22 protein-coding genes and 1 pseudogene are annotated in these 20,432 nt (G+C 72.3%); 13 read left to right on the top strand and 10 right to left on the bottom strand.

Annotated elements, in window-relative coordinates:
• Positions 1 to 113 precede the first annotated feature (113 nt).
• The 3 genes from R2E43_RS15165 to R2E43_RS15155 all read left to right on the top strand — a co-directional run bounded on the left by R2E43_RS15165 (position 114) and on the right by R2E43_RS15155 (position 3,348).
• On the top strand, positions 114 to 1,409 hold the full coding sequence (locus R2E43_RS15165; RefSeq protein ID WP_011029800.1) for a sensor histidine kinase: 1,296 nt from the start codon (positions 114 to 116) through the stop codon (positions 1,407 to 1,409).
• Positions 1,409 to 2,041, top strand: coding sequence for a response regulator (locus tag R2E43_RS15160; RefSeq protein ID WP_011029801.1), 633 nt, complete (start codon positions 1,409 to 1,411; stop codon positions 2,039 to 2,041). The genes R2E43_RS15165 and R2E43_RS15160 overlap by 1 nt, the downstream gene beginning before the upstream one ends.
• Before the next feature lie 167 nt (positions 2,042 to 2,208).
• Positions 2,209 to 3,348 (top strand): hypothetical protein, encoded by a 1,140-nt coding sequence (locus R2E43_RS15155; RefSeq protein ID WP_011029802.1) that lies wholly within the window; start codon positions 2,209 to 2,211, stop codon positions 3,346 to 3,348.
• An 84-nt stretch (positions 3,349 to 3,432) separates the two neighbouring features.
• Here R2E43_RS15155 and R2E43_RS15150 read toward each other — a convergent pair whose 3' ends face one another.
• The 4 genes from R2E43_RS15150 to R2E43_RS15135 all read right to left on the bottom strand — a co-directional run bounded on the left by R2E43_RS15150 (position 3,433) and on the right by R2E43_RS15135 (position 8,739).
• Positions 3,433 to 4,809 (bottom strand): alpha-lytic protease prodomain-containing protein, encoded by a 1,377-nt coding sequence (locus R2E43_RS15150; protein ID WP_016327037.1) that lies wholly within the window; start codon positions 4,807 to 4,809, stop codon positions 3,433 to 3,435.
• 121 nt (positions 4,810 to 4,930) lie between these two features.
• A complete protein-coding gene (locus tag R2E43_RS15145) occupies positions 4,931 to 5,878 on the bottom strand; it encodes a LysR family transcriptional regulator (RefSeq protein WP_011029804.1) in 948 nt (315 codons plus the stop codon).
• An 85-nt stretch (positions 5,879 to 5,963) separates the two neighbouring features.
• The gene (locus R2E43_RS15140; RefSeq protein WP_332056280.1) at positions 5,964 to 7,733 is read right to left on the bottom strand and encodes an NlpC/P60 family protein; all 1,770 of its coding nucleotides are present in this window, start codon (positions 7,731 to 7,733) and stop codon (positions 5,964 to 5,966) included.
• A 4-nt stretch (positions 7,734 to 7,737) separates the two neighbouring features.
• Positions 7,738 to 8,739: a helix-turn-helix transcriptional regulator gene (locus tag R2E43_RS15135; RefSeq protein ID WP_046247835.1), complete on the bottom strand. Its 1,002-nt coding sequence runs from the start codon at positions 8,737 to 8,739 to the stop codon at positions 7,738 to 7,740.
• A 74-nt stretch (positions 8,740 to 8,813) separates the two neighbouring features.
• Between R2E43_RS15135 and R2E43_RS15130 the strand changes: the two genes are divergently transcribed.
• The gene (locus tag R2E43_RS15130) at positions 8,814 to 9,206 is read left to right on the top strand and encodes a VOC family protein (RefSeq protein WP_162495224.1); all 393 of its coding nucleotides are present in this window, start codon (positions 8,814 to 8,816) and stop codon (positions 9,204 to 9,206) included.
• A gap of 12 nt (positions 9,207 to 9,218) precedes the next feature.
• Here the strand turns inward: R2E43_RS15130 and R2E43_RS15125 are convergent, their stop codons facing one another.
• The 3 genes from R2E43_RS15125 to R2E43_RS15115 form a co-directional block, all read right to left on the bottom strand.
• Entirely contained in the window at positions 9,219 to 10,115 is an 897-nt protein-coding gene (locus R2E43_RS15125; protein ID WP_093456792.1) for an RpnC/YadD family protein, read from the bottom strand.
• 17 nt (positions 10,116 to 10,132) lie between these two features.
• A complete protein-coding gene (locus tag R2E43_RS15120; protein WP_332056279.1) occupies positions 10,133 to 11,002 on the bottom strand; it encodes a helix-turn-helix domain-containing protein in 870 nt (289 codons plus the stop codon).
• A 247-nt stretch (positions 11,003 to 11,249) separates the two neighbouring features.
• Positions 11,250 to 11,684: an ATP-binding protein gene (locus R2E43_RS15115; RefSeq protein ID WP_332056278.1), complete on the bottom strand. Its 435-nt coding sequence runs from the start codon at positions 11,682 to 11,684 to the stop codon at positions 11,250 to 11,252.
• A gap of 112 nt (positions 11,685 to 11,796) precedes the next feature.
• Here R2E43_RS15115 and R2E43_RS15110 point away from each other — a divergent pair, with 112 nt between their 5' ends.
• Together R2E43_RS15110 and R2E43_RS15105 are read left to right on the top strand one after the other, a co-directional pair.
• Positions 11,797 to 12,645: a helix-turn-helix domain-containing protein gene (locus tag R2E43_RS15110; RefSeq protein ID WP_319123454.1), complete on the top strand. Its 849-nt coding sequence runs from the start codon at positions 11,797 to 11,799 to the stop codon at positions 12,643 to 12,645.
• The gene (locus R2E43_RS15105; RefSeq protein WP_326650215.1) at positions 12,642 to 12,833 is read left to right on the top strand and encodes a DUF397 domain-containing protein; all 192 of its coding nucleotides are present in this window, start codon (positions 12,642 to 12,644) and stop codon (positions 12,831 to 12,833) included. The genes R2E43_RS15110 and R2E43_RS15105 overlap by 4 nt, the downstream gene beginning before the upstream one ends.
• On the opposite strand, the gene R2E43_RS15100 is transcribed toward R2E43_RS15105, so the two are convergent.
• On the bottom strand, positions 12,784 to 13,692 hold the full coding sequence (locus R2E43_RS15100; RefSeq protein ID WP_381936262.1) for a helix-turn-helix transcriptional regulator: 909 nt from the start codon (positions 13,690 to 13,692) through the stop codon (positions 12,784 to 12,786). The genes R2E43_RS15105 and R2E43_RS15100 overlap by 50 nt on opposite strands.
• A gap of 77 nt (positions 13,693 to 13,769) precedes the next feature.
• Here R2E43_RS15100 and R2E43_RS15095 point away from each other — a divergent pair, with 77 nt between their 5' ends.
• The 6 genes and pseudogenes from R2E43_RS15095 to R2E43_RS15070 form a co-directional block, all read left to right on the top strand.
• Positions 13,770 to 14,528, top strand: coding sequence for an SDR family oxidoreductase (locus tag R2E43_RS15095; protein ID WP_003974282.1), 759 nt, complete (start codon positions 13,770 to 13,772; stop codon positions 14,526 to 14,528).
• A gap of 1 nt (position 14,529) precedes the next feature.
• Positions 14,530 to 14,739: a 4-oxalocrotonate tautomerase family protein gene (locus R2E43_RS15090; RefSeq protein ID WP_003974281.1), complete on the top strand. Its 210-nt coding sequence runs from the start codon at positions 14,530 to 14,532 to the stop codon at positions 14,737 to 14,739.
• A 174-nt stretch (positions 14,740 to 14,913) separates the two neighbouring features.
• The gene (gdhA, locus tag R2E43_RS15085; RefSeq protein WP_003974280.1) at positions 14,914 to 16,272 is read left to right on the top strand and encodes an NADP-specific glutamate dehydrogenase; all 1,359 of its coding nucleotides are present in this window, start codon (positions 14,914 to 14,916) and stop codon (positions 16,270 to 16,272) included.
• Between the two features lie 348 nt (positions 16,273 to 16,620).
• Positions 16,621 to 16,824 carry a cold-shock protein gene (locus R2E43_RS15080; protein WP_003974279.1) on the top strand — a complete coding sequence of 68 codons (204 nt, stop codon included), beginning with the start codon at positions 16,621 to 16,623 and terminating at the stop codon, positions 16,822 to 16,824.
• A gap of 207 nt (positions 16,825 to 17,031) precedes the next feature.
• Positions 17,032 to 18,438: a DEAD/DEAH box helicase gene (locus R2E43_RS15075; protein WP_408649141.1), complete on the top strand. Its 1,407-nt coding sequence runs from the start codon at positions 17,032 to 17,034 to the stop codon at positions 18,436 to 18,438.
• Positions 18,439 to 18,483: 45 nt separating this feature from the next.
• Positions 18,484 to 18,762: pseudogene (locus R2E43_RS15070) on the top strand (CBS domain-containing protein); the annotation flags it as partial.
• A 68-nt stretch (positions 18,763 to 18,830) separates the two neighbouring features.
• On the opposite strand, the gene R2E43_RS15065 reads toward R2E43_RS15070, so the two are convergent.
• Positions 18,831 to 19,190: a hypothetical protein gene (locus R2E43_RS15065; RefSeq protein ID WP_003974276.1), complete on the bottom strand. Its 360-nt coding sequence runs from the start codon at positions 19,188 to 19,190 to the stop codon at positions 18,831 to 18,833.
• 52 nt (positions 19,191 to 19,242) lie between these two features.
• The gene (locus R2E43_RS15060) at positions 19,243 to 19,599 is read right to left on the bottom strand and encodes a MerR family transcriptional regulator (protein ID WP_003974275.1); all 357 of its coding nucleotides are present in this window, start codon (positions 19,597 to 19,599) and stop codon (positions 19,243 to 19,245) included.
• A 500-nt stretch (positions 19,600 to 20,099) separates the two neighbouring features.
• On the opposite strand from R2E43_RS15060, the gene R2E43_RS15055 reads away from it, so the two are divergent.
• Entirely contained in the window at positions 20,100 to 20,432 is a 333-nt protein-coding gene (locus R2E43_RS15055; RefSeq protein ID WP_003974274.1) for a cupin domain-containing protein, read from the top strand.

Below are 20,432 nucleotides of genomic sequence, written 5' to 3'. Positions count from 1 at the left end.
GCGGTCCCGGCGCAGTGCGGCAGGGGCTAGAGCGGGGGTATGGCCTGCCCCACCCCCGTTGCTCCGCCCAAGCCGATGGCCGCGCCGCCCGTGGCGGTCCTACGGTGAGCCGCATGCGCTCTCGCGACCTGTGGCAGGCCCTGTCCGCCCGCCGCTATCTGCTCTCCGCCTGGCCGTGGCGGGCGACCGCCTACCTGGTGACCGGGGCGGTGGCCGGCGCCGCGACCCTGGTGGGGCTGGCGGTCGCCCTCGTCGTCGGGGGTGTCCTCACCGTGGTGCTGGTGGGGTTGCCGCTGCTGGTGCTCACCGCCCTCGCCGGTATCCCCCTGGCCCGTCTGGAGCGGCAGCGGCTGCGCCTGATCGACCGCGCTCCCGCCCCCGCCCGGCCGGTACGGCAGCCGCCCGCCACCGGGCCGTGGCCCTGGCTGATCACCCGGCTGCGCGAGCGGGCGACCTGGCGGGAGCTGGGCCACGCGCTGCTGTTCGCCCTCGTCCTGTGGCCGCTGGACGCCCTGGCCGTCGCCCTCGCCCTGGGGGCGCCGCTCCACCTGGCCGGCACCCCGCTGGTGATGGCCACGGCCGGCGGGGGAGAGGAGGCGAAGGTCCTCAAGCAGTGGACGGTCACCACCTGGCCGGCCGCGTCCGGCGTCGCCGCCCTCGGGCTGCTGCTCCTCGCCCTGGGCGGCTACGCGCTGGGCCTGGCGGCGGGCGTGCGGGCCGAGCTGGCCCGGGTGCTCGTGGGCGCCCCGGGCGAGGGCGATCCGGAGGCCAGGGTCGGCGAACTCACCCGCTCACGGGCCCGGTTGGTGGACGCCTTCGAGGCCGAGCGGCGCCGCATCGAACGCGACCTGCACGACGGTGCCCAGCAGCGCCTGGTCGCCCTGACGATGGCCCTCGGCCTGGCCCGCCTGGACGCGCCGCCCGGTCCGCTGGCCGACCAGCTGGCCAAGGCGCACGGGGAGGCGGGCAGGGCCCTGGAGGAACTGCGCGAGCTGATCCACGGCATCCACCCCAAGGTCCTCGCCGACTACGGCCTGCCCGCGGCGGTCGCCGACGCCGCCGACCGCTCCGCCGTGCCCGTCGACGTCGCCCTGGAACTGCCCGGACGGCTGCCCCGGGCGGTGGAGGCCGCCGCCTACTTCGTGGTCTGCGAGGCCCTCGCCAACGTCGGCAGGCACAGCGGCGCCGACCGCGCGGAGGTGACCGGCGGCCACCGCGACGGACGGCTCCTCCTCCACGTCCGCGACGACGGCCGGGGCGGGGCCGACGCAGCGGCGGGCAGCGGGCTGACCGGACTCGCCGACCGGGTGTCGGTCCTGGATGGCAGACTCTCCCTGTCCAGCCCGCCGGGCGGACCGACCCTGCTGAGCGTGGAGATTCCTTGCGAGTGGACCGAACGCTTCGCGTAGTGCTCGCCGAGGACAGCGTGCTGCTGCGGGACGGCCTGACCGGCCTGCTGGCCCGCTTCGGCCACGAGGTCGTGGCGGCCGTCGGCGACGCGCAGGCACTCGTCGGCGCGGTCGCGGAGCACGTCCCGGACGTCGTCGTCACCGACGTGCGCATGCCGCCCGGCTTCCAGGACGAGGGCCTGCACGCGGCCGTGCGCCTGCGCGGGGAGCGGCCCACCCTGCCCGTGCTGGTCCTCAGCCAGTACGTGCAACGGGCCTACGCGGCCGAGCTGCTGGACTCCGGTGACGGCACCGGCGTCGGCTATCTGCTCAAGGACCGCGTCGGCCAGGTCGAGGAGTTCGTCGACGCGCTGGCCGAGGTCGCGGCGGGCGGCACGGTCGTCGACCCGGAGGTGGTACGCCAGTTGCTGCGCCGCCGCCGGGACCCGCTGGAGCGGCTCAGCCCGCGCGAGCGCGAGGTGCTCGCCCTGATCGCGGAGGGCCGGTCCAACGCGGCGATCGCCCGTCAACTCGTCGTCTCCGAGGCGGCCGTGGGCAAGCACATCGGCAGCATCCTCGCCAAGCTCGACCTGCCCCCGGCGACCGAGACGCACCGCAGGGTGCTGGCGGTGCTGACGTATCTGCGGGGCTGACGCGGTTCTGCGTCGCGCGGCGAACGACGGTGTACGGATTTCGTCACGAATCCTGCACGGGGCGGCACTTCCTCTCCACACGGCGGCACGATTGATCGCCGCGAGCCCCGCCCCGGCGGTCGTCCCGGCCCGCACCCACTCGGCACCGCTACCAGGAAAGTGAGCCCGTGAGTTCCGTCCCGCCCCCCGACCGTTCCGACGGCGAACCGGCCCCCTCGATCTCCGACGAGCAGTTGGAGGCGTTCCTGCGGGAGGCCGCCGACGGCGGTGGCGGCTCCGCTCCCAAGGAGCCGTCGGCGCGGGCGCGGATGGTGGCCCGGCGGTTGCGCGAGGAGGCGGAGCCGGAGCCCTGGCGGGCCCCGCAGGGCAGCCCGAGGGGCGACGGCCGCGGCCGTCGGCGCCTGGTGGGCGCGGTGGTCGGCGTGGTGGTGCTGGCGGCGCTCGCCGTCGTCGCCGTACGGCCCTCCCTGGTCCTGGACCGGCTGCCCGGCGGGGACGACGCCTCCGCGACGCCCACCCTGGCGGCCGAGTCGGCGCGGCCGACCGGCGCCCCCGGGGAGGCGGCCGGGGCGGAGCGGGCCACGCGCGAGCACCCGTTCCGCGGCTCGCCCGCCGAGCGGTGGGCCGAGGGCGCCGACGCCATCGAGGTACCGGCGGCGAAGCCGCTGTCCGGCATGAGCAAGGACGACGTGGCGTTCGCGCTGCGCCGCACAAAGGAACTCCTGGTCGCCGCCAACCTGGATCCCGCCGTACTGCGCGGGGAACGGCCGGACGAGGCACTGGACGTGCTCGACCCGAAGCAGCCGGAGCTGCTGCCCAAGCTGCGCCGCTCACTGAGCGACCCGGACGCCGACCACGACCCGCTCCGGCTCTTCACCCGCTTCGACCCGGCCGAGACCCGCCTGGCCGGTGACGTCGTGAAGGTCCGTGGCCGCATGACCCTCGCCGCGGGCGAACCGGGCGTGGTGAAGGTCGACGCGGACTACACCTTCGTCTACCCGCTGGTCCGGGCCGGCGACGCCGACGGGCCGGTCGCCCGCACGATCATCCGCCGCGTGCTCACCCTGACCCTGAACGACCCGGCGAAGTGGAACGTGACCGAGGGCAAGCTCCTGGTGGAGAAGTACTTCTCCGAGTACGGCAACACCGACTGCGACGTCTACGACGGCTACCTGCACCCCGGCTTCCCCGACGACGACGGTCCCGGCGGCGCGCGGCCCACCGGCCCCCCGACCGACCCCTACGACCGGAGCCGCCCCCTCACCGGCTCCGGTCCGGGAGGCTGCGGCCAGGTCACCCGTACCTGACGCGGACGTGACCGGGCCCGGGCGCTCTCCCTCACGCACGCCCGGACCCGTCCCCCGTTGTCCCCTGTGGGGGTCAGTGGGGTGTCACACTCGCTGCCACAGCGCCGGAACGTTCGGCGGCTCCCAGCCCGCGTAGGCCTGGTGGCCCTGGAGGCAGCGGAAGGTGGCGCCGCCGTACGTCACGGTGTCGCCCGGCTGGTAGACGGTGCCGGCCGCCCAGGTGCCGCCGGGCTCCTCGCCGCCGTCGTCACCGCCGCCGTCGTCACCGCCGGTGGTCTTGAGCGTGAGCCCGTAGTTCTGGAGCAGCGCGTTGATCGGCTGGAAGAAGGTCTCGCCGCCGGTGCGGCAGTCGCCCGAGCCGCCCGAGGTGACGCCCTGCGCCTGGCTGCCGGAGATGAAGGAGCCGCCGGAGTCACCGGGCTCCGCGCACACCGTGGTCCTGGTGACCGGGGAGATGGTGCCTTCCTGGTAGGTGACGCTGGTGTTCAGCTGCGTGACGGTGCCGCAGTGCCAGCCGGTCGTCGAGCCGGACCGGCACACGGACGCGCCGACCGGGGAGGCCGTGGAACCGGTGACCTGGACGTTCTGCCCACCGGCGCCGAGCACGTACGGGGTGGCCGTCCAGCTGGAGTTGGTGGCCACCCACGCCATGTCGCGGCCCGGGAAGATCGAGCCCTGGAAGGTGCCCTGGGCCACCCGGTTGGCGCCCGTGGTGCTGGAGCCGGCCCGGCCGCAGTGGCCCGCGGTGGCGAAGCCCTGCTGGGTGCCCTTGGTGATCGGGAAGCCGATCGAGCAGCGGCTGCTGTTGTTGATGTAGTACGCCTCGCCGCCGCGCAGGTCGTAGAAGGTGCGGGGCCGCTCGGTGCGGTTCTTCACGTGGGCGAGGGACCCGTCGACACCGGCCGCCGTCAGCAGCGAACGCGCCGCGGCCGGGCGGATCGCCTCGACGACGACGGTGTTGGTGCGCGTGTCGACGTACCAGACGGGCGCGTCGGCGGTGTTCAGACCGGCCGCCGCCGTGTCCAGGCGGGCCTTGGCCGCGTCCAGGTCGGCGAGCGAGTGGCGCACGACCTTCGCCTCGGCGCCCCGCGCCTCGATCGCGGCGACGTCGCCCGCGTCGGTCGTCGCCACGGTCAGGGTGCCGGACTCGGCACCGCGCACCCACGCGCCCGCGAAGTCGCCGCCGAGCGCGGCCCGCAGCCGGCCCGCCGTGGCGCCCGCCTCGGCCTCGTTGACGAGGCGGCGCTCCGCCTGCCGGCGGTCGAGGCCGAGGTCCCGCTGCATGGCCTTGAGCAGAGCGGGCGGCGCGGCGTCGGTGCGCAGCGTCTCGGCCGCGGTGGGGGCGGAGCCGGCGGGTGCCGTCCCGGCGCTCGCGGAGCCGCTGAGCCCGGCCACGAGCAGGGCCGCGGTCGCGGCGACGGCGGCACCCACGGCTCTGTGGTGTCGGTGTCGGTGGGGCATGGGGGAACTCCTCGGTCTCGGTGGGGAGGTGCCGAAACCGTAGGGAGGGGCGACCGGCCGGCATAAGAGGTCAGCCGTCCCTCTCCCCGGCGTTATGGAACCCGCGTGATGGAACCCGGCGTTACGGAACCCGGTGGGCCGACATCCACTCCGTGTAGCTGTCGCTGTTCGCCGCCACGCTCGCGTGCGCCATGCGCGCCTGCGCGAGCACCGCGGCGGCGGTGTCCCGCCGCTGCGTCGCCGCGTGCCAGCCGAGCAGGTGCCGCCAGGTCAGCGGGGTGTCGGCCAGGGGCCGGGTCACGATGCCGGGCGTGGTCGGGAAGGTCGCCCGGCACAGCCCGACCGCCCGCCCCACCTGCACCAGGTGCACGAGGGACGCGGTGTCCGTCTCGTACATGCGGCGCGGGGTGAAACCGGCCCGGGCGCACGACGCGGTGAAGCAGTCGCCGAAGCAGCCGTCACCGGGTACGCACGCCCACTCCTCGTCGGCCAGCGCGGTCAGGTCCACCTCCGCGCGGTGGGCCAGCGGATGGCCGTCGGTCATCATGACGAACACCGGGTCGACGGCGACCTCCCGCCACACCAGCCCCTCGCCGGCGGGCGGCGACGCGGTGCCGCAGGTCCCGGCCAGCGCGAAGTCCAGCCGCCCCTCGGCGAGCTGCCCGGCCAGCTCCCGCTCGGACCAGGAGGTGCAGGTCGTCATCCGGGCGTCCGGCGCCACACCGGCCAGCCGGTCGAGGAGGGCGCCCAGTAAGGGCCCGTGGGTGCCGCCGATCCGCAGCCGCTCCGCCGTGCGCGGCGCACGGGCGAACCGGGCCGCCTCCTGCTGGAGTTCGGTCACCGCCGGGAGCACGATCCGGCTCCGCTCCAGCACCAGTTCGCCCAGCGCGGTGGCCCGCACGCCGTGCCGGCCGCGCACGAACAGCGCCCCGCCCAGGGCCCGTTCGATCCGCTTGAGCTGTGCGCTCAACGCGGGCTGCGCGAGCCCGAGAGCCGTCGCCGCCCTGGTGAGGCTGCCGGCGTCGGCGATGGCCCGTACCGTCTTGAGATGCCGCAACTCCAGCTCCATGAGGGGAGCTTGCGACGTCTCGGGGCGGAGGGCAAGAGGCTGGTACAGACCAGTGGGAGTCGGCTCTCCCCGGCGCCCGGCCGGCTCAGATCCGGTGCACCGTGTGCAGGGTCCGCGCGTACGTTCCGGTGCCGTCGAGCAGTGACGCGCCGCCCAGGTCCGACATGGTCGGCCCGTTGACCGTCTTGCGGCTGGACAGGAAGCGGCGCCGGCCGGCGGTGTCCGCGCCCAGGTAGATGCCGACGTGGTCGGTCGTCGCCACCGCGTTGTCGTCGCCCGAGTCGGCGTTGAACAGCACGAGGTCGCCGGGCTGGAGCTGCTCGGCCGGGGGCGGCAGCGTGCCGTCGGTCCGCGCGATCCGCACGCCGGGGGAGTGGTCGGCCATGTCCCGGGACTTGCGCGGCAGACGGGTGCCGGAGGTGTCCTCGCCCGCGGCCAGCGGCACGCCCATGTGGTAGCCGTAGACCATGCGGGTGTAGCCGGAGCAGTCGAGGTTGCCGGTCTGTCTGCTGGAGGGACCGGTGTGGGCGCCGTCCGGGAAGGTCCAGCCGGTGCCCATGTACTCGTGGAAGTCGGCGCCCTCGTAGCGGTAACCCTGCGGGTCCAGATAGCCGTACCCCGCCTCGCCCATGACCTGCCGCCCCTCGGCCGGGCCGGAACCGGCGACCACGGGGGACGCCCCGGCGAGGAACATCGCGGCATGGGCCAGGACGTCCGGGGCCGGAGAGTTGGACCAGCCCCGGACCACCTGCTCCAGCTGCGGTGTCCAGACCCCGTCGAAGGGCTCGGGCAGGACCCGCACCCAGTCCGAGTGGGTGACGGCCGGCGGCTCCGCCCAGTTCGCGGCGTCCACCTGGAACCGGCCGACACGCAGGGTGACCGGCAGGTTGGTGCAGCCGCGGTTGGCGAGTGCGCGCAGGCCCACGCGGCCCTTGCCGAAGGTGTCGTCGGTGGCGTCGAAGGACCACGCGGACGGCTCGGTGCCCGCCGAGGGCCACGCCTTGGCGCGGACCCGGGTGCCCTCCCGGCGGACCCGTATCGTCCAGTCGGTGCCGGCGGGCACGCCGTCGGCGAGGGCCACGGCCGGGGCCAGTTGCGTGACCGTGTCGTCGACCTCCTTCTCCACCCGGAGCTGGACCGCGCCGGAGGTGGTGAAGGACAGCCGGGCCCGGTAGTTGTTGTGGGTGTCCTGGTAGCCGAAGGAGAGGGCGTACGAGCAGGCGTCGCCCTCCGGCACCTTGTCGAACCGCGCGACGGACCGCACGTCCACGTCGGTGACCTCGCCGTCCCGGAGGCTGGCGTGGCGACTGGCGTAGTCGGTGGTGAGGGTGATGATCCCGGCGCCCGGGACCACCGCGTAGTCGCTCTCCACCGGCCCGAGGGTGGACCAGCTCCCCCCGCCCGGGGAGGTGCCCCAGTACGCGCGGTCGCCGACGGGCAGCGAGGTGTCGGGCAGGGTGCGCGCGAAGTCGTCGACGAAGGGCTTCTTGTTCTCGGTGAACGTCCGCTCCGGCCCGGGCAGCAGCACACTGCGGGCACCGTGCGTCAGCAGCGCGACGCGTCTGCCGCCGGAGGTGACCTCGGTGCGGGCCGGAGTGCCCGGCAGCACGGTGGCGGTGAGCGCGGAGTCCAGGGTGAGGCCGCTGAAGTACGCGGGGTTCAACGGCGGCAGTGTCACGGAGGAACGGGCCGCGGTCAGACCGGCCGGAGCGGCGGACGCAGCGGCCGGGTCGACGGCCGAAGCGGCCGTCGCGGTGGCGCGTGCGGGGGAGGCGGCGGCCGCGCCGCCGAACGGAACCGTGGCGGCCGAGGCCGCGAAGGCGGCGAGCACGCCGCGCCGTGAGGTGTGGGTCATGCCGTCATGATCGCTTCCGGGGCGGGGCGTCCGGGACCGGTCGGTCCATCTCCTCCACGTTGTCTTCGAGGAGTTCGTGGACGCGGTGCAGCAGGGCCCGGCGTACGGCGTCCGGCGCCAGCACGCGCAACGGCGTGGCGAGGCTGACCAGATACCGGGCCAGCCCCTCCGCGCTCGACCCGCCGATCTCGACGACCGTGGCGTCCGGCCCGTCGGCCCGGTGCAGCCCGACCGTGGCGGGAATGGACCGCAGCGCCTGCTCCATGGGCACCGGCAGGCGGACGGTGGCCAGCACCGCGTACGGCCCGGTCGCGCTCGCGCGGGACACGAGCAGCGCCGGATCGGGCAGCGGTTCGGTGAACTCGACGGCCCGGCCGGTCGGCTGCACCCGCTCGACCCGGTCGGCCCGGAACGTCCGCCACTCGCCCCGCGCGACATCCCGGGCCACGAAGTACCAACGCCGCCCGGTGTGCACGAGCCGGTACGGGTCCACGTCCCGCACACTGGCCCGCCCTCCCCAGTCCCGGTACGCCATCCGGGCCCGCTCGCCCCGCCGGCACGCGGCCGCCAGCTCCAGCAGCGTCCCCGCCGCGACCTGCGGCTCACCGGCCCGCGGGGTCTGCACGAACGCCGCGTCCATGTCCTCGAGCCGGTCCCCCAGCCGCTTGGGCAGCACCTGCCGCAGCTTCAGCAGCGCCGACAGAGCCGCCTGGTCCCCGCCGAGCGCCCCGCTCAGCGCGGCCTCCCGCAGCCCGACGGCCACGGCGAGGGCTTCCTCGTCGTCGAGGATCAACGGCGGCGTACGCGTCCCCGGCCGCAGCCGGTACCCGCCCCACGGTCCCGGGTCGGAGTCGACGGTGTACCCCAGCTCCCGCAGCCGCGCCACGTCCCGCCGCACGGTCCGTTCCGTGACCTCCATCCGCTCGGCCAGCTCGCCGCAGGTCCAGGCGGGGCGGACGGCGAGCAGGGAGACCAGCCGCAGCAGCCGGGCGGAAGTACTGAGCACGGTTCGGAAGTCTGCCACGATCCACCGACGTGACCAGGACCGAACCTGTCCTGGTCACGTCCTACGGTCCTCCCATGACGACAACGCAGAACGCCTCGGCTCCGACTTTCCGCTACTCGGCCGTCACCTTCGACTGCTCCGACCCCGCCGCGCTGGCCCGCTTCTGGGGCGAGGCCCTCGACCTCCCCGTCGCCTTCAACACCGACGACTTCTACCTCCTCGGCGGCAAGGACGGCGCGCCCGGCCTCGGCTTCTGCCGCCTGCCCGACTACCGCCCGCCGACCTGGCCGGGCACCGACCAGGAGAAGCAGGCCCACATCGACGTCGGCGTCGACGACCTGGACGCGGGGGAGGCCCGCCTGCTCGCCCTGGGCGCCACGAAGCCCGACTTCCAGCCGTCCCCTGACCGCTGGCGGGTACTGCTGGACCCGGCGGGGCATCCGTTCTGCGTGTCTACGGTGGCGTGAGCCGGGGGAGCGCTACTCGCTCTCGAAGACGGCCTCGGCCGAGGACGCGGTGACGGCCCGTGCGAGCCAGTGACGGAGAACCTCGGTGTCGCCGCACTCCGTGATGCGCGTACGGACGCCGTCCGGGATGTCGAGGCCACGCTGTTCCAGGACCAGCAGCACGTCCTGGGCGCCCTGCTGGGCGCGGCCCTGTTCGCGGCCTTGCTCGCGGCCTTCGTCGCGGATCTCTTCGGAGATGTACGACTTGTAGAAGGAGAGGTCCACGGCCACCAGATTCCTCCAGAGGTGCCTGGCCGGGCGATTGCCCAGCCCATGTGCGGTGAATTCGACGATGGGGGCGGCAATGTCTTCGGGCGCGTCACTCAACGCGGTGGACAGGGCCTTCAGTATCGCATTGACGACCGGTTCCGCGGCGTGTGTGATGGCTGCCAGGCTGGCCAGGACGAGGTCGGCGCGGGCCTCGTCCGGATCGGTGATCACCGGCATGTTGTGGGGGCCGGCGACCACGGGCCGCAGAGTGAGGGTGGGCAATTCGGGCGGTCCGCTGGTCACCGCCCGCTGCGCCCATTTCGCCGTGGCGTGGTCCTGGCAGACGACCAGGAGGGCTGTGGGCAGCCGGTACTTCGTCCACAGATACGAGACGTAGTACGCCCAGCTCGCGGGTTTGTCCGGGTCTTTCTTTCCCTGCGCCTCCACCGCGAGGAGGAACGGTCCCCGCTCTGCGGTCTCGAAGCGCAGCAGTGTGTCCACACGGCGTTCGACGGGGCTGGCCTCGGTGAGGTCGGTCGGCAACGCCGTCGCCCCGATGGGCCTGGGAAGGTCGATTCCCAGGAAGTGGGTGACGCGGCTGAACAATCCCGGATCGTGCTGGAAGATGCGGTGCATCGCCTCGTGGGACGAGCTGACCATGGAAGTCCTTGGTTCGGTTACGGGTGGGAGGCCGCGCGGCAGTCGCGGCAGCGGTCTTCGGTCTCGGGGGCGCGGAAGCCGCGGTCGCAGCCGTCGCAGTTGCGTACCTCGTACCGCGGTGGAGGCGGACCGGCGGGCGCCCTGAACGGCGGCGGGGGCGGCAGTTGGGCGACGAGGCGGTGGGCGAGGAGGGCGGCCGGGCGGTGCAGGGGTTCGTCCGGGAGCCCGGCGGTCAGGGCGTGCCGTACGGCGCCGGGGGTGACGTCGCGCTCCAGCCAGGCGGCGACCCCCGGGACCAGGTGCGCCGTGTCCGTCGCGGAGAGCAGCAGCCGGGCGTCGCGTCGTCGCAGGTCTGCGAGGAGGTCGAGGGCCGTCTGGAACAGCGCGGGGGCGGTGCTGCTCGGCTGCGGTACGGCGGGGAGCGCCTTTTGGACCGTACGGCGCTGCGGCGGAGGCGTGCGCTTCGCGGGCGGGCACCCCGTGTCGGCCGGTTCGCGGCGCCGGTCCGCGTGCGGTTGGTTGCAGGAGACCGTGCGGGTGACGATCCGGCCGGTCTCCGTGCGGTGGCGCTCGCGGCGCAGGTAGCCGTGGGCCTCCAGTTCGCGCAGGGCGGCGGCGATACGGGTGGGCCCTTCGGGGAAGCGGGCGGCGAGCGACTTGATGTCGGCGCCCGCACCGGTGGGCAGCGACTGGAGGTGGCAGCTCAGGCCGATCGCGAGGAGCGACAACTCCTTGTGCTGGACCAGGTGGTTGCCGATCACCACGAAGCGGGTGGTGTGGCGGGTGTTCTCGTGGATGATGCCGCCGCCGTGGCGACGCGTACGGGTCGGATTGTCGGCGGGGGCTGACTGGGCGGGCGGGGGCGCGCTAGTGTTTTCGGTACCCATCGGGAAGCTCTCTTCTTCCTTGGTGGTTAGGCCCTCGCACCGGGATGCCAGTCCCAGCGGGGGCCGATGCCTTTTCAGATGTGTTTGTTTGCGCTGAGAGTAGGGGAGTTGAGGGCCCCGAAATCCAGCTCAACCGGTGATGTTCACCCGCCCGAGTGACGAAGCGCCTCGGGCGGGAGAGGTGGGGCTTGGTAGGGGTCATTTCCCCCGTTTCTTGTCTTGGTAGGGCACCGACGGCACCGGAACCTCAGAACGTGGGTTCCGATGGCGTACAGCGCAGTTCGGCCCACACGGTTTTGCGCGGGAAGCGTCCCTCCGTCACTCCCCAGCGGTGCGCCAACGCCTCGACCAGCAGCAGACCCCGGCCGGATTCGGCGTCGGAGGCCGGCTTTTGCGGGGCGGGGAGTTCCTGGCCCCGCGTGTCGGTGACCTCGATGCGGAGGGTGTCGCCGACGACGTACAGGGTGAGCCGGAAATCCCGGCCGGGGACCCGTCCGTGGTCCGCCGCGTTGTTGGCCAGCTCGGCGACGAGGAGGCGTGCCGGGTCCGGGGGCAGCCCCCAGGAACGCAGCTGCTCGGTCGCGAGCAGGCGGGCGAGGCGGGCGCCGCGTGGGGTGGGAGAGAGCTGCACGCTGAAATTGCGGACGGACGCGGTGAGTTCGGTGGTGGATTCCTGATTCACGTCACTCAGCGTGGCGATGTGTGAGTACCGTGAGAAGTCACTCAGCGGGTACGTACGGTAACTGTCCGGCGCTTGTCCAGTGGTGTCGGTGCTGTCGGGGAAGGGGCGGAGGATGGCGGTCGAGACGGACGAGTCGGGGTGGGAGGTCGACCCGGACGACGAGTGGGGCGTCGCGGTCATCACCACGGTGGGACGGCAGTTGAAGCTCCGCCGGGATGCGGCGGGGATGCGGGCCGGTGACTTCGGAGTGGCGGTCGGGTACGGGGAGGACCTGGTCTACAAGGTCGAGGGCGGCAAGCGGATTCCCCGGCAGGAGTATCTGGACAGGGCCGACGAGGTACTGGGCGCCGGTGGGCTCATCTCGGCGGCGTGGGAGGACGTGAAGAAGGTCCGGTACCCGAAGAAGGTGCGGGAGCTGGGGAAGTTGGAGGGCAAGGCGGTCGAGATCGGCCTGTATGAGTGCAACATCATCGCTGGCCTGTTGCAGACCCCGGAGCACGCGCGAGCCCTGATCGAGGCAGCGCAGCCGCCGTACTCACCCGACGACGTCGACCGTATGGTCGCCGCCCGGCTGGCTCGGCGGTCGGTCTACGAGCGCGATCCGGCTCCATCGATGCACTTCGTGCTGGAAGAGGCACCGCTGCGTAGGCAGGTTGGAGGCACAATGGTGTGGCGACAGCAGCTCGAACGTCTGCTGGAGGTCGGGCGGTTGCACAACGTCACGCTTCAAGTGATGCCGACAAACGCTGACGCCCATCCGGGGCTGGACGGCAGGATCGAGCTGCTGAAGTTCCCGGACGGTACAGCGGTGGGGCGCTCCGACGGGGCGTTCAACGGACGGCCGATCACCGACCCGAAACACCTGCGCATTGTCGAACTGCGGTATGGCACGATCCGAGCGCAGGCTCTCTCGCCCAGGGAGTCGTTGGCCTTCATCGAGACACTGCTGGGAGAAACATGATCCGCGAGGCCGAACTGGTCTGGTTCAAGAGCAGCTACAGCGGCGGGACCGACGGTAACTCCTGCGTCGAGCTGGCCGTCACCCCCGCCACCATCCACATCCGGGACTCCAAGGACACCAACGGCCCCCGCCTCACCCTCACCCCTGCCGCCTGGGCGAGCTTCCTGCCGTACGCGTCGCGGCGCTGACCTCGCTGACCTCCTGCGTGCCGACGACCGACAGCAGCTCCAGCAGCCCCGCGCTCTCGGTCCCCACCGCCGGGGTGAACCACAGGAGCCGCTGGCGGCCGTCCTCGCTGAAGAGGTTGAGGCAGTTGACCTCGACCAAACCGATCACCGGGTGCACGAGCCGCTTGCGGTCGTGGCGCCGGAACGCCACGTCGTGATCGGCCCACAGCGCGGCGAACTCGGGGGAGACGCCGAGCAGCGTACGCACCATCGCGCCGGCCTCCGTGTCCTTCGCGTCCCGCCGGGCGGCGGCGGCCCGCAGGTCGGCGACGAAGGAACGGGACTGGTACGCGTGGTCGGCCTCGGGATACAGCAGCCGGGCCGCCGGCTCGGTGAACCACCGGTGCACGAAGCTGGCGCGGGGCCCCCGGTAACCGGACTGGTCCCCGAGCAGCGCCACGGCCAGCGGATTCTGTACGAGCGTGACGTGCAGGTCGGTGATCACCTGCGCCGGGGTCGAGGTCATCCGGCCCAGCAGGTCCAGCATGCCGGGGTGGACGTGCGAGGCGGGCCCGCCCGGCACGGGCACCGGCCGGTCGGCGAGCCGGTAGAGGTAGTCCCGCTCGTCGGCGGACAGCCGTAGCGCCCGCGCCAGCGCGGCGAGCATCTGCTCGGACGGCTGGGACCCCGCGCCGCGCTCCAGCTCGTTGTAGTAGTCCACGGACGCCCCCGCGAGGTGGGCGACCTCCTCGCGGCGCAGCCCCGGCACCCGGCGGCGCGGCCCGGCCGGGAGTCCGACGTCGGCGGGGCGGATGCGCTCGCGCCGCGATCGCAGGAACGCTCCCAGCTCGGCGTACTTCACAGCGCTCATACGGTCCATTCTGCGCCGGGCCGGGCCGCCGACCCATGGGATGGCATCCCCTGGCTGCGCCGTCCGACCGGGCGCATCGTGGAGCCATGACCACGCACACGAATCAACAGACCGCCGCCGAAAGGGTCGCCGTCGTCACCGGCGGGTCCCGCGGCATCGGCCGGGCGGTCTCCCGCAAACTCGCCGAGGACGGCCTGGCCGTCGTCGTGAACTACGCCAGCGACGCCTCGGCCGCCGACGAGACGGTGACGGCGATCACCGAGGCCGGCGGACGGGCGATCGCCGTACAGGCCGACGTGGCGGAGGAGAAGGAGGTCGCCGCGCTGTTCGACCGGGCGGCGGACGAGTTCGGCGGCGTCGACGTCGTCGTGAACTCGGCCGGGCGGATGACCCTCTCGCCCATCGCCGACCTGGACCTGGCGGCGCTGGACGCCATGCACCGCACCAACATCCGCGGCACCTTCGTCGTCGCCCAGCAGGCGGCGCGGCGGCTGCGTGCCGGGGGCGCCTTCATTGGGTTCTCGACGTCCGTCGTCGGCACCCAGTTCCCCACGTACGGCGCCTACGCGGCCAGTAAGGGCGCCGTGGAGGCCATGACCATGATCCTGGCGCGTGAGCTGCGCGGCCGGGACGTCACCGTGAACACGGTCGCGCCCGGACCGACGGCGACCGACCTGTTCCTCGACGGGAAGACGCCCGAGCAGGTGGACAAGCTCGCGAAGACGCCACCGCTGGAGCGGCTGGGCACCCCGGAGGACATCGCCGCCGTGGTCGCCTTCCTCGGCAGCCCCGCCGGGCACTGGGTCAACGGCCAGATTCTGCGCGCCAACGGAGGAATGATCTGACATGCCTTTCGCCCACTTCAAGGTCCCCGCGGGCACTCTCTCGGCGGAGGACAAGAAGAAGATCGTCGAACGCACCACCGACCTCTACGCGGAGATCTACGGGGAGCGCGCCCGTCCGACCACCGTCGTCCTGGTCGACGAGGTCCCGGACGGAGGCTGGGGCGTCGCGGGCAACGTCCTCACCGCCGCGATGCTGAACGGGGACGGGTAGCGTCGACGGGAGGCCGGTGCCGCCGGGAGGCCTTCGTCTCATCCAGTGATCGGGTGCTGGCCATGGGGTTTACATGCGCGTAACACTTAAGTGTCCCGCGCGCGGCAACGGCGCCGAGCGCCTCCCACCGGTCGCTGTATGCGACCGGTGCCCGCCGTGCCAGAAAGGGCCCCTGTGACGACGCGAAGCGAGACGCAGTCCACCCTCGACCACCTCCTCACCGAGATCGAGCTGCGCAACCCGGCCCAGCCCGAGTTCCACCAGGCGGCCCACGAGGTCCTGGAGACCCTGGCGCCGGTCGTCGCGGCCCGCCCCGAGTACGCCGAGCCGGGCCTCATCGAGCGGCTGGTCGAGCCGGAGCGCCAGGTGATGTTCCGGGTGCCGTGGCAGGACGACCAGGGCCGCGTCCGCGTCAACCGGGGCTTCCGGGTCGAGTTCAACAGCGCGCTGGGCCCGTACAAGGGCGGTCTGCGCTTCCATCCGTCCGTCAACCTGGGCGTCATCAAGTTCCTGGGCTTCGAGCAGATCTTCAAGAACGCGCTGACCGGCCTCGGCATCGGCGGCGGCAAGGGCGGCAGCGACTTCGACCCGCACGGGCGCAGCGACGCGGAGGTCATGCGGTTCTGCCAGTCCTTCATGACGGAGCTGTACCGGCACATCGGCGAGCACACGGACGTCCCGGCGGGGGACATCGGCGTCGGGGGCCGCGAGATCGGCTACCTCTTCGGCCAGTACCGGCGGATCACCAACCGCTGGGAGTCCGGCGTCCTCACCGGCAAGGGCCAGGGCTGGGGCGGCTCGCTGATCCGCCCGGAGGCGACCGGCTACGGCAACGTGCTGTTCGCGGCGGCGATGCTGCGGGAGCGCGGCGAGGACCTGGAGGGCCAGACCGCGGTCGTCTCCGGCTCCGGCAACGTGGCGATCTACACCATCGAGAAGCTGACCGCCCTCGGCGCCAACGCCGTCACCTGCTCGGACTCCTCCGGCTACGTCGTCGACGAGAAGGGCATCGACCTCGACCTGCTCAAGCAGATCAAGGAGGTCGAGCGCGGCCGCGTCGACGCGTACGCCGAGCGCCGGGGCGCCTCGGCCCGCTTCGTGCCCGGCGGCAGCGTCTGGGACGTTCCGGCCGACCTTGCCCTCCCCTCCGCCACGCAGAACGAGCTGGACGAGAACGCCGCCGCCACGCTCGTCCGCAACGGCGTCAAGGCGGTCTCCGAGGGCGCGAACATGCCGACCACCCCCGAGGCCGTCCACCTGCTCCAGAAGGCGGGCGTCGCCTTCGGCCCCGGCAAGGCGGCCAACGCGGGCGGCGTCGCGGTCAGCGCCCTGGAGATGGCGCAGAACCACGCCCGTACCTCGTGGACGGCGGCGCGGGTCGAGGAGGAGCTGGCCGACATCATGACCAGCATCCACACCACCTGCCACGAGACCGCCGAGCGCTACGACGCCCCCGGCGACTACGTCACCGGCGCGAACATCGCCGGCTTCGAGCGGGTGGCCGACGCGATGCTGGCGCAGGGCGTCATCTGACGGACCCGACGGACCGGGCCCCACCGCGAGCCGGCGGGGCCCGCAGTCATACCGACGACACCGCCACCCCTATATCTGCACCCGCGACGCCAAGGTTTCACGGAACGCACGGGCAGTTTTCTTACAGCCACGAACAGAGTGGAATTACTCGGTGCGCAAAGACCGTAGCGGCGTGCTACTGTCGATATCAGTTGCAGTTGTGGTTCCCGAATTTGCAGCCCTTCCCGGCCGGTATTCGTGCCGTCGGAAGCGCTCTTTGACACCGGGTTTTCCGGCGGGGTGATCATCACGGCGACACGGCGTTCGTACAGTGCGGACGCCGGCGCACTGCCCCAAAGGAGACAAGACATGGCTACTGGCACCGTGAAGTGGTTCAACGCGGAAAAGGGATTCGGCTTCATCGAGCAGGACGGTGGCGGCGCGGACGTGTTCGCCCACTACTCGAACATCGCCGCCCAGGGCTTCCGCGAGCTGCTCGAAGGCCAGAAGGTGAACTTCGACATCGCGCAGGGCCAGAAGGGCCCGACGGCCGAGAACATCGTCCTCGCCTGACGCCGGCGCGTCATCCGGCGCGCGCACACTTTGCAGCTGGGGCCCGCATCCTTCGGGGTGCGGGCCCCAGCTGTATTCCCGTTCATCTGGCATTTCTCTTGCAATTCTCCACGTGCTCCGTGCTCCGTGCATCGTGCTCCGTGCTGCGGGAATTCCTTGATATGTGCCGCATTGCGTCAAGGAAGGTTCCGCATGAACCGCACCGGCATGAACGACCGCATGAACGACCGCCCTGCCCGCACGGGAAAGGCCCGCACGCGAGCCCTCGCGGTACAGGGTGAATTCGCCCACCCGGAAACGCTCACTCCGGCGCTGCCCGCCGCGGCGCGCTTCGCCGATCTCGACATGCCCGCGGAGCTGCTGGCCGCGCTGGAATCCCAGGGCGTGACCGTACCGTTCCCGATCCAGGCCGCGACCCTGCCGAACTCCCTCGCCGGCCGTGACGTACTCGGCCGGGGGCGTACCGGTTCCGGCAAGACCCTCGCCTTCGGGCTGGCCCTGCTGGCCCGCACGGCCGGACGGCGGGCCGAGCCCGGACAGCCGCTCGGGCTGGTCCTCGTACCCACACGTGAGCTGGCGCAGCAGGTCACCGACGCGCTCAGGCCGTACGCCCGAGCGGTGAAGCTGCGACTGACCGCGGTGGTGGGCGGGATGCCGATCGGCAGGCAGGCGTCGGCGCTGCGTGGTGGCGTCGAGGTCGTCGTCGCCACTCCGGGACGTCTCAAGGACCTCATCGACCGCGGCGACTGCCGGTTGAACCAGGTCTCCGTCACCGTCCTCGACGAGGCCGACCAGATGGCCGACATGGGCTTCATGCCGCAGGTCACCGCACTGCTCGACCAGGTGCGTCCCGACGGCCAGCGCATGCTGTTCTCCGCCACTCTCGACCGCAACGTCGATCTGCTCGTACGCCGCTACCTCAGCGACCCCGTCGTGCACTCCGTCGATCCGTCGGCCGGCGCGGTCACCACGATGGAGCACCACGTGCTCCACGTCCACGGCGCGGACAAGCACGCGGCCACCACCGAGATCGCCGCACGCGACGGCCGGGTGCTCATGTTCCTGGACACCAAGCACGCCGTCGACAGACTGACCCGGGACCTGCTCAACAGCGGGGTACGGGCCGCCGCCCTGCACGGCGGCAAGTCGCAGTCGCAGCGCACCCGTACGCTGGCGCAGTTCAAGAACGGGCACGTCACCGTGCTGGTGGCGACCAACGTCGCGGCACGCGGAATCCACGTCGACAGCCTCGACCTCGTCGTCAACGTCGACCCTCCGAGCGACCACAAGGACTATCTGCACCGGGGCGGCCGCACGGCCCGCGCCGGCGAGTCCGGGAGCGTCGTCAGCCTGGTCACATCCAACCAGCGCCGCGCCATGACCCGCCTGATGACCACGGCCGGCATCGTCCCGCAGACCACCCCGGTCCGCTCCGGCACGGAAGCCCTGCACCGCATCACCGGCGCCCAGGCCCCCTCCGGCATTCCGGTCGTCGTCACCGCACCGGTCGCCGAACGTGCCGAGCGCGGCGCCACCTCACGCGGGCGACGCCGCCCGGCTCCGGCAACCCGGCGCGGGTCCGTGCGGCGGTCCGTCACCGACGCGGCAGCCTGAACCGTCCTGATCAGAAAACCGTCCCATCTTCGCAGGAGGTACTTCGTGACGCTGCTCCAGACGCATCCCCGCCCGACGGACACCGACGCCGTGCACAGGACGGTCGCCGACGCCATGGACGCGGCCGGGCCCCAGGTCTGGGACGACATGACGGTCGAGGTGGCGCTGTCCGTCATGGCCGCCGCGCGCACGGGCCACCTCGTCGTCTGTGACCAGGACGGCCAGCACACCGGTCTGGTCACCCGGGCCCGGCTGACCGCCGTACGGAACGGTTCCGCGTACACGGACCGGGTCCGCCTGCGCGACATCACCGACGAACTCGGCAACGCCCTGGGCGTCCCCGTCCTCTCCCGCTGAACCGTCCCGCCACGGCGGGTCGCCGGGGGAGCGGATCAGTGGTCGGAGTAGCTGAAGTCGCCCACGGTCCAGGCACTGACGTCATCGAGTGCCACGCGGTACATCCCGCCCGTCTCCGGGATCCCCATCGTGCCCTGGAGGATCCGGGCGACATGGAAGTGCAGGTGGGTGGGCGGTCCGTCGTGTTTCGCGGGGGCCTCGAAGACGGCGGAGAAGTCGCCCAGGTCGGCGGAGTCCGTCAGCACTTCTGAAACCCGCTGCCTCCACACCCTCTCGGGGGCCAGGCGACCGGTGATGACAGCACCGTGGGTGACCACGGTCAAGGACATCCGGCTGCTCTGTCCGGACTCCACGAGAGCAGCGATGTCAATGAGCAGCTCGTCAGGCTTCGACATGAGGACGGATTTTATCCGCCTCTCCTCCCCGGGTGGAGCGCCCGGGGGGGCCCTACCGTGCGGGACGGCCGCTCCCGGAGCTGTCGCCCGAGGCCTCGGCGCCACCGCTTCGCAGTTCCTCGTTGATGCGCTGGGCCTCTTCGAGCTGGTCCTCCAGGATGATGATGCGGCAGGCTGCCTCGATGGCGGTCCCCTGGTCGACCATCTCGCGGGCGCGAGCGGCGATACGCAGCTGATAGCGGGAGTAGCGGCGATGGCCGCCCTCCGAGCGCAGCGGAGTGATCAGCCGCGCCTCACCGAGGGCCCGCAGGAAGGCGGGCGTGGTGCCGAGCATCTCGGCGGCTCGTCCCATGGTGTACGCGGGGTAGTCGTCGTCGTCGATCCGGCCGAGCGGTGTACCTGCGGTCATCTGCACCTCTGTTCGGGGAATGCGTCAAGGGGCCTTGGTGCCGAACGGCACCAAGGCCCCGAGGGATTTGTAACACCATCTGTCGGCTTACTGTGCCGACCTTCTGATTCCGCGCCGCCCCTTCAGAAGGGCCGGGCAGTTGAGGGATCGCGGATGCGTGACCGTGGGACCACCTTCCGTTCCGGGGCCTGCGGTACCCGGTGAGAACCTTCTCGCCCGGGCGATCCTGATGGCGTCCTCCTCCTTCTCTCGTACCTGTCGTGTTCTCGTTCTACGTGTTGCCGACGGGCAGTTCGTCTCTGCCGCGCCTCACTGACTTCTGGCTACGACAGAACACTAACCTCAACGACGGCCGCATGTCTACATCAGCGACTACAGCTTTTACCCCATGCGGGTGAGCGACTTCCTGTGACGAGGCCACAGGTACGAGCCACCGCCGGTGGTGGTGTACCCCGTCCGGCCCTGGTGGCGGCCCGGGGCGCGCGGCGAGACTTGCGCGCATGCAGAAGCTCTCCCTCGACGCCCTCGCCCGCGAGCACCTCGAACGCGCCGCCGCCACCTCCAGCGGCCGCAGCGCCACCACGGTCCACGGCGGCCACGAACTGGTCTTGCGGCAGACCCTCCTCGCCCTGACCGCCGGCACCACCCTCGCCGAGCACGAGAACCCCGGCGAGGCGACCGTCCAGGTCCTGCGCGGCCGGGTCCGCCTCACCAGCGGCGACACCTCCTGGGACGGCCGCGCGGGTGACCTCATCCTGATCCCCCCGGCCCGCCACAGCCTGGAGGCGCTGGAGGACTCGGCGGTCCTGCTGACGGTGGCCAAGACCGGCTGA

Source organism: Streptomyces violaceoruber, from assembly GCF_033406955.1.
Taxonomy (GTDB): Bacteria; Actinomycetota; Actinomycetes; order Streptomycetales; family Streptomycetaceae; genus Streptomyces; species Streptomyces violaceoruber.
The sequence above is the reverse complement of the archived record's forward strand: the minus strand, read 5'-3'. Positions and strand labels throughout refer to the sequence as shown.

Coding starts and splice junctions, on each gene's coding strand:
- R2E43_RS15165 (WP_011029800.1), top strand. CDS start 114: ATGCGCTCTCGCGACCTGTGGCAGGCCCTGTCCGCCCGCCGCTATCTG.
- R2E43_RS15150 (WP_016327037.1), bottom strand. CDS start 4,809: ATGCCCCACCGACACCGACACCACAGAGCCGTGGGTGCCGCCGTCGCC.
- R2E43_RS15145 (WP_011029804.1), bottom strand. CDS start 5,878: ATGGAGCTGGAGTTGCGGCATCTCAAGACGGTACGGGCCATCGCCGAC.
- R2E43_RS15140 (WP_332056280.1), bottom strand. CDS start 7,733: ATGACCCACACCTCACGGCGCGGCGTGCTCGCCGCCTTCGCGGCCTCG.
- R2E43_RS15130 (WP_162495224.1), top strand. CDS start 8,814: ATGACGACAACGCAGAACGCCTCGGCTCCGACTTTCCGCTACTCGGCC.
- R2E43_RS15125 (WP_093456792.1), bottom strand. CDS start 10,115: ATGGTCAGCTCGTCCCACGAGGCGATGCACCGCATCTTCCAGCACGAT.
- R2E43_RS15120 (WP_332056279.1), bottom strand. CDS start 11,002: ATGGGTACCGAAAACACTAGCGCGCCCCCGCCCGCCCAGTCAGCCCCC.
- R2E43_RS15110 (WP_319123454.1), top strand. CDS start 11,797: ATGGCGGTCGAGACGGACGAGTCGGGGTGGGAGGTCGACCCGGACGAC.
- R2E43_RS15105 (WP_326650215.1), top strand. CDS start 12,642: ATGATCCGCGAGGCCGAACTGGTCTGGTTCAAGAGCAGCTACAGCGGC.
- R2E43_RS15100 (WP_381936262.1), bottom strand. CDS start 13,692: ATGGACCGTATGAGCGCTGTGAAGTACGCCGAGCTGGGAGCGTTCCTG.
- R2E43_RS15095 (WP_003974282.1), top strand. CDS start 13,770: ATGACCACGCACACGAATCAACAGACCGCCGCCGAAAGGGTCGCCGTC.
- R2E43_RS15090 (WP_003974281.1), top strand. CDS start 14,530: ATGCCTTTCGCCCACTTCAAGGTCCCCGCGGGCACTCTCTCGGCGGAG.
- R2E43_RS15080 (WP_003974279.1), top strand. CDS start 16,621: ATGGCTACTGGCACCGTGAAGTGGTTCAACGCGGAAAAGGGATTCGGC.
- R2E43_RS15075 (WP_408649141.1), top strand. CDS start 17,032: ATGAACGACCGCATGAACGACCGCCCTGCCCGCACGGGAAAGGCCCGC.
- R2E43_RS15065 (WP_003974276.1), bottom strand. CDS start 19,190: ATGTCGAAGCCTGACGAGCTGCTCATTGACATCGCTGCTCTCGTGGAG.
- R2E43_RS15060 (WP_003974275.1), bottom strand. CDS start 19,599: ATGACCGCAGGTACACCGCTCGGCCGGATCGACGACGACGACTACCCC.
- R2E43_RS15055 (WP_003974274.1), top strand. CDS start 20,100: ATGCAGAAGCTCTCCCTCGACGCCCTCGCCCGCGAGCACCTCGAACGC.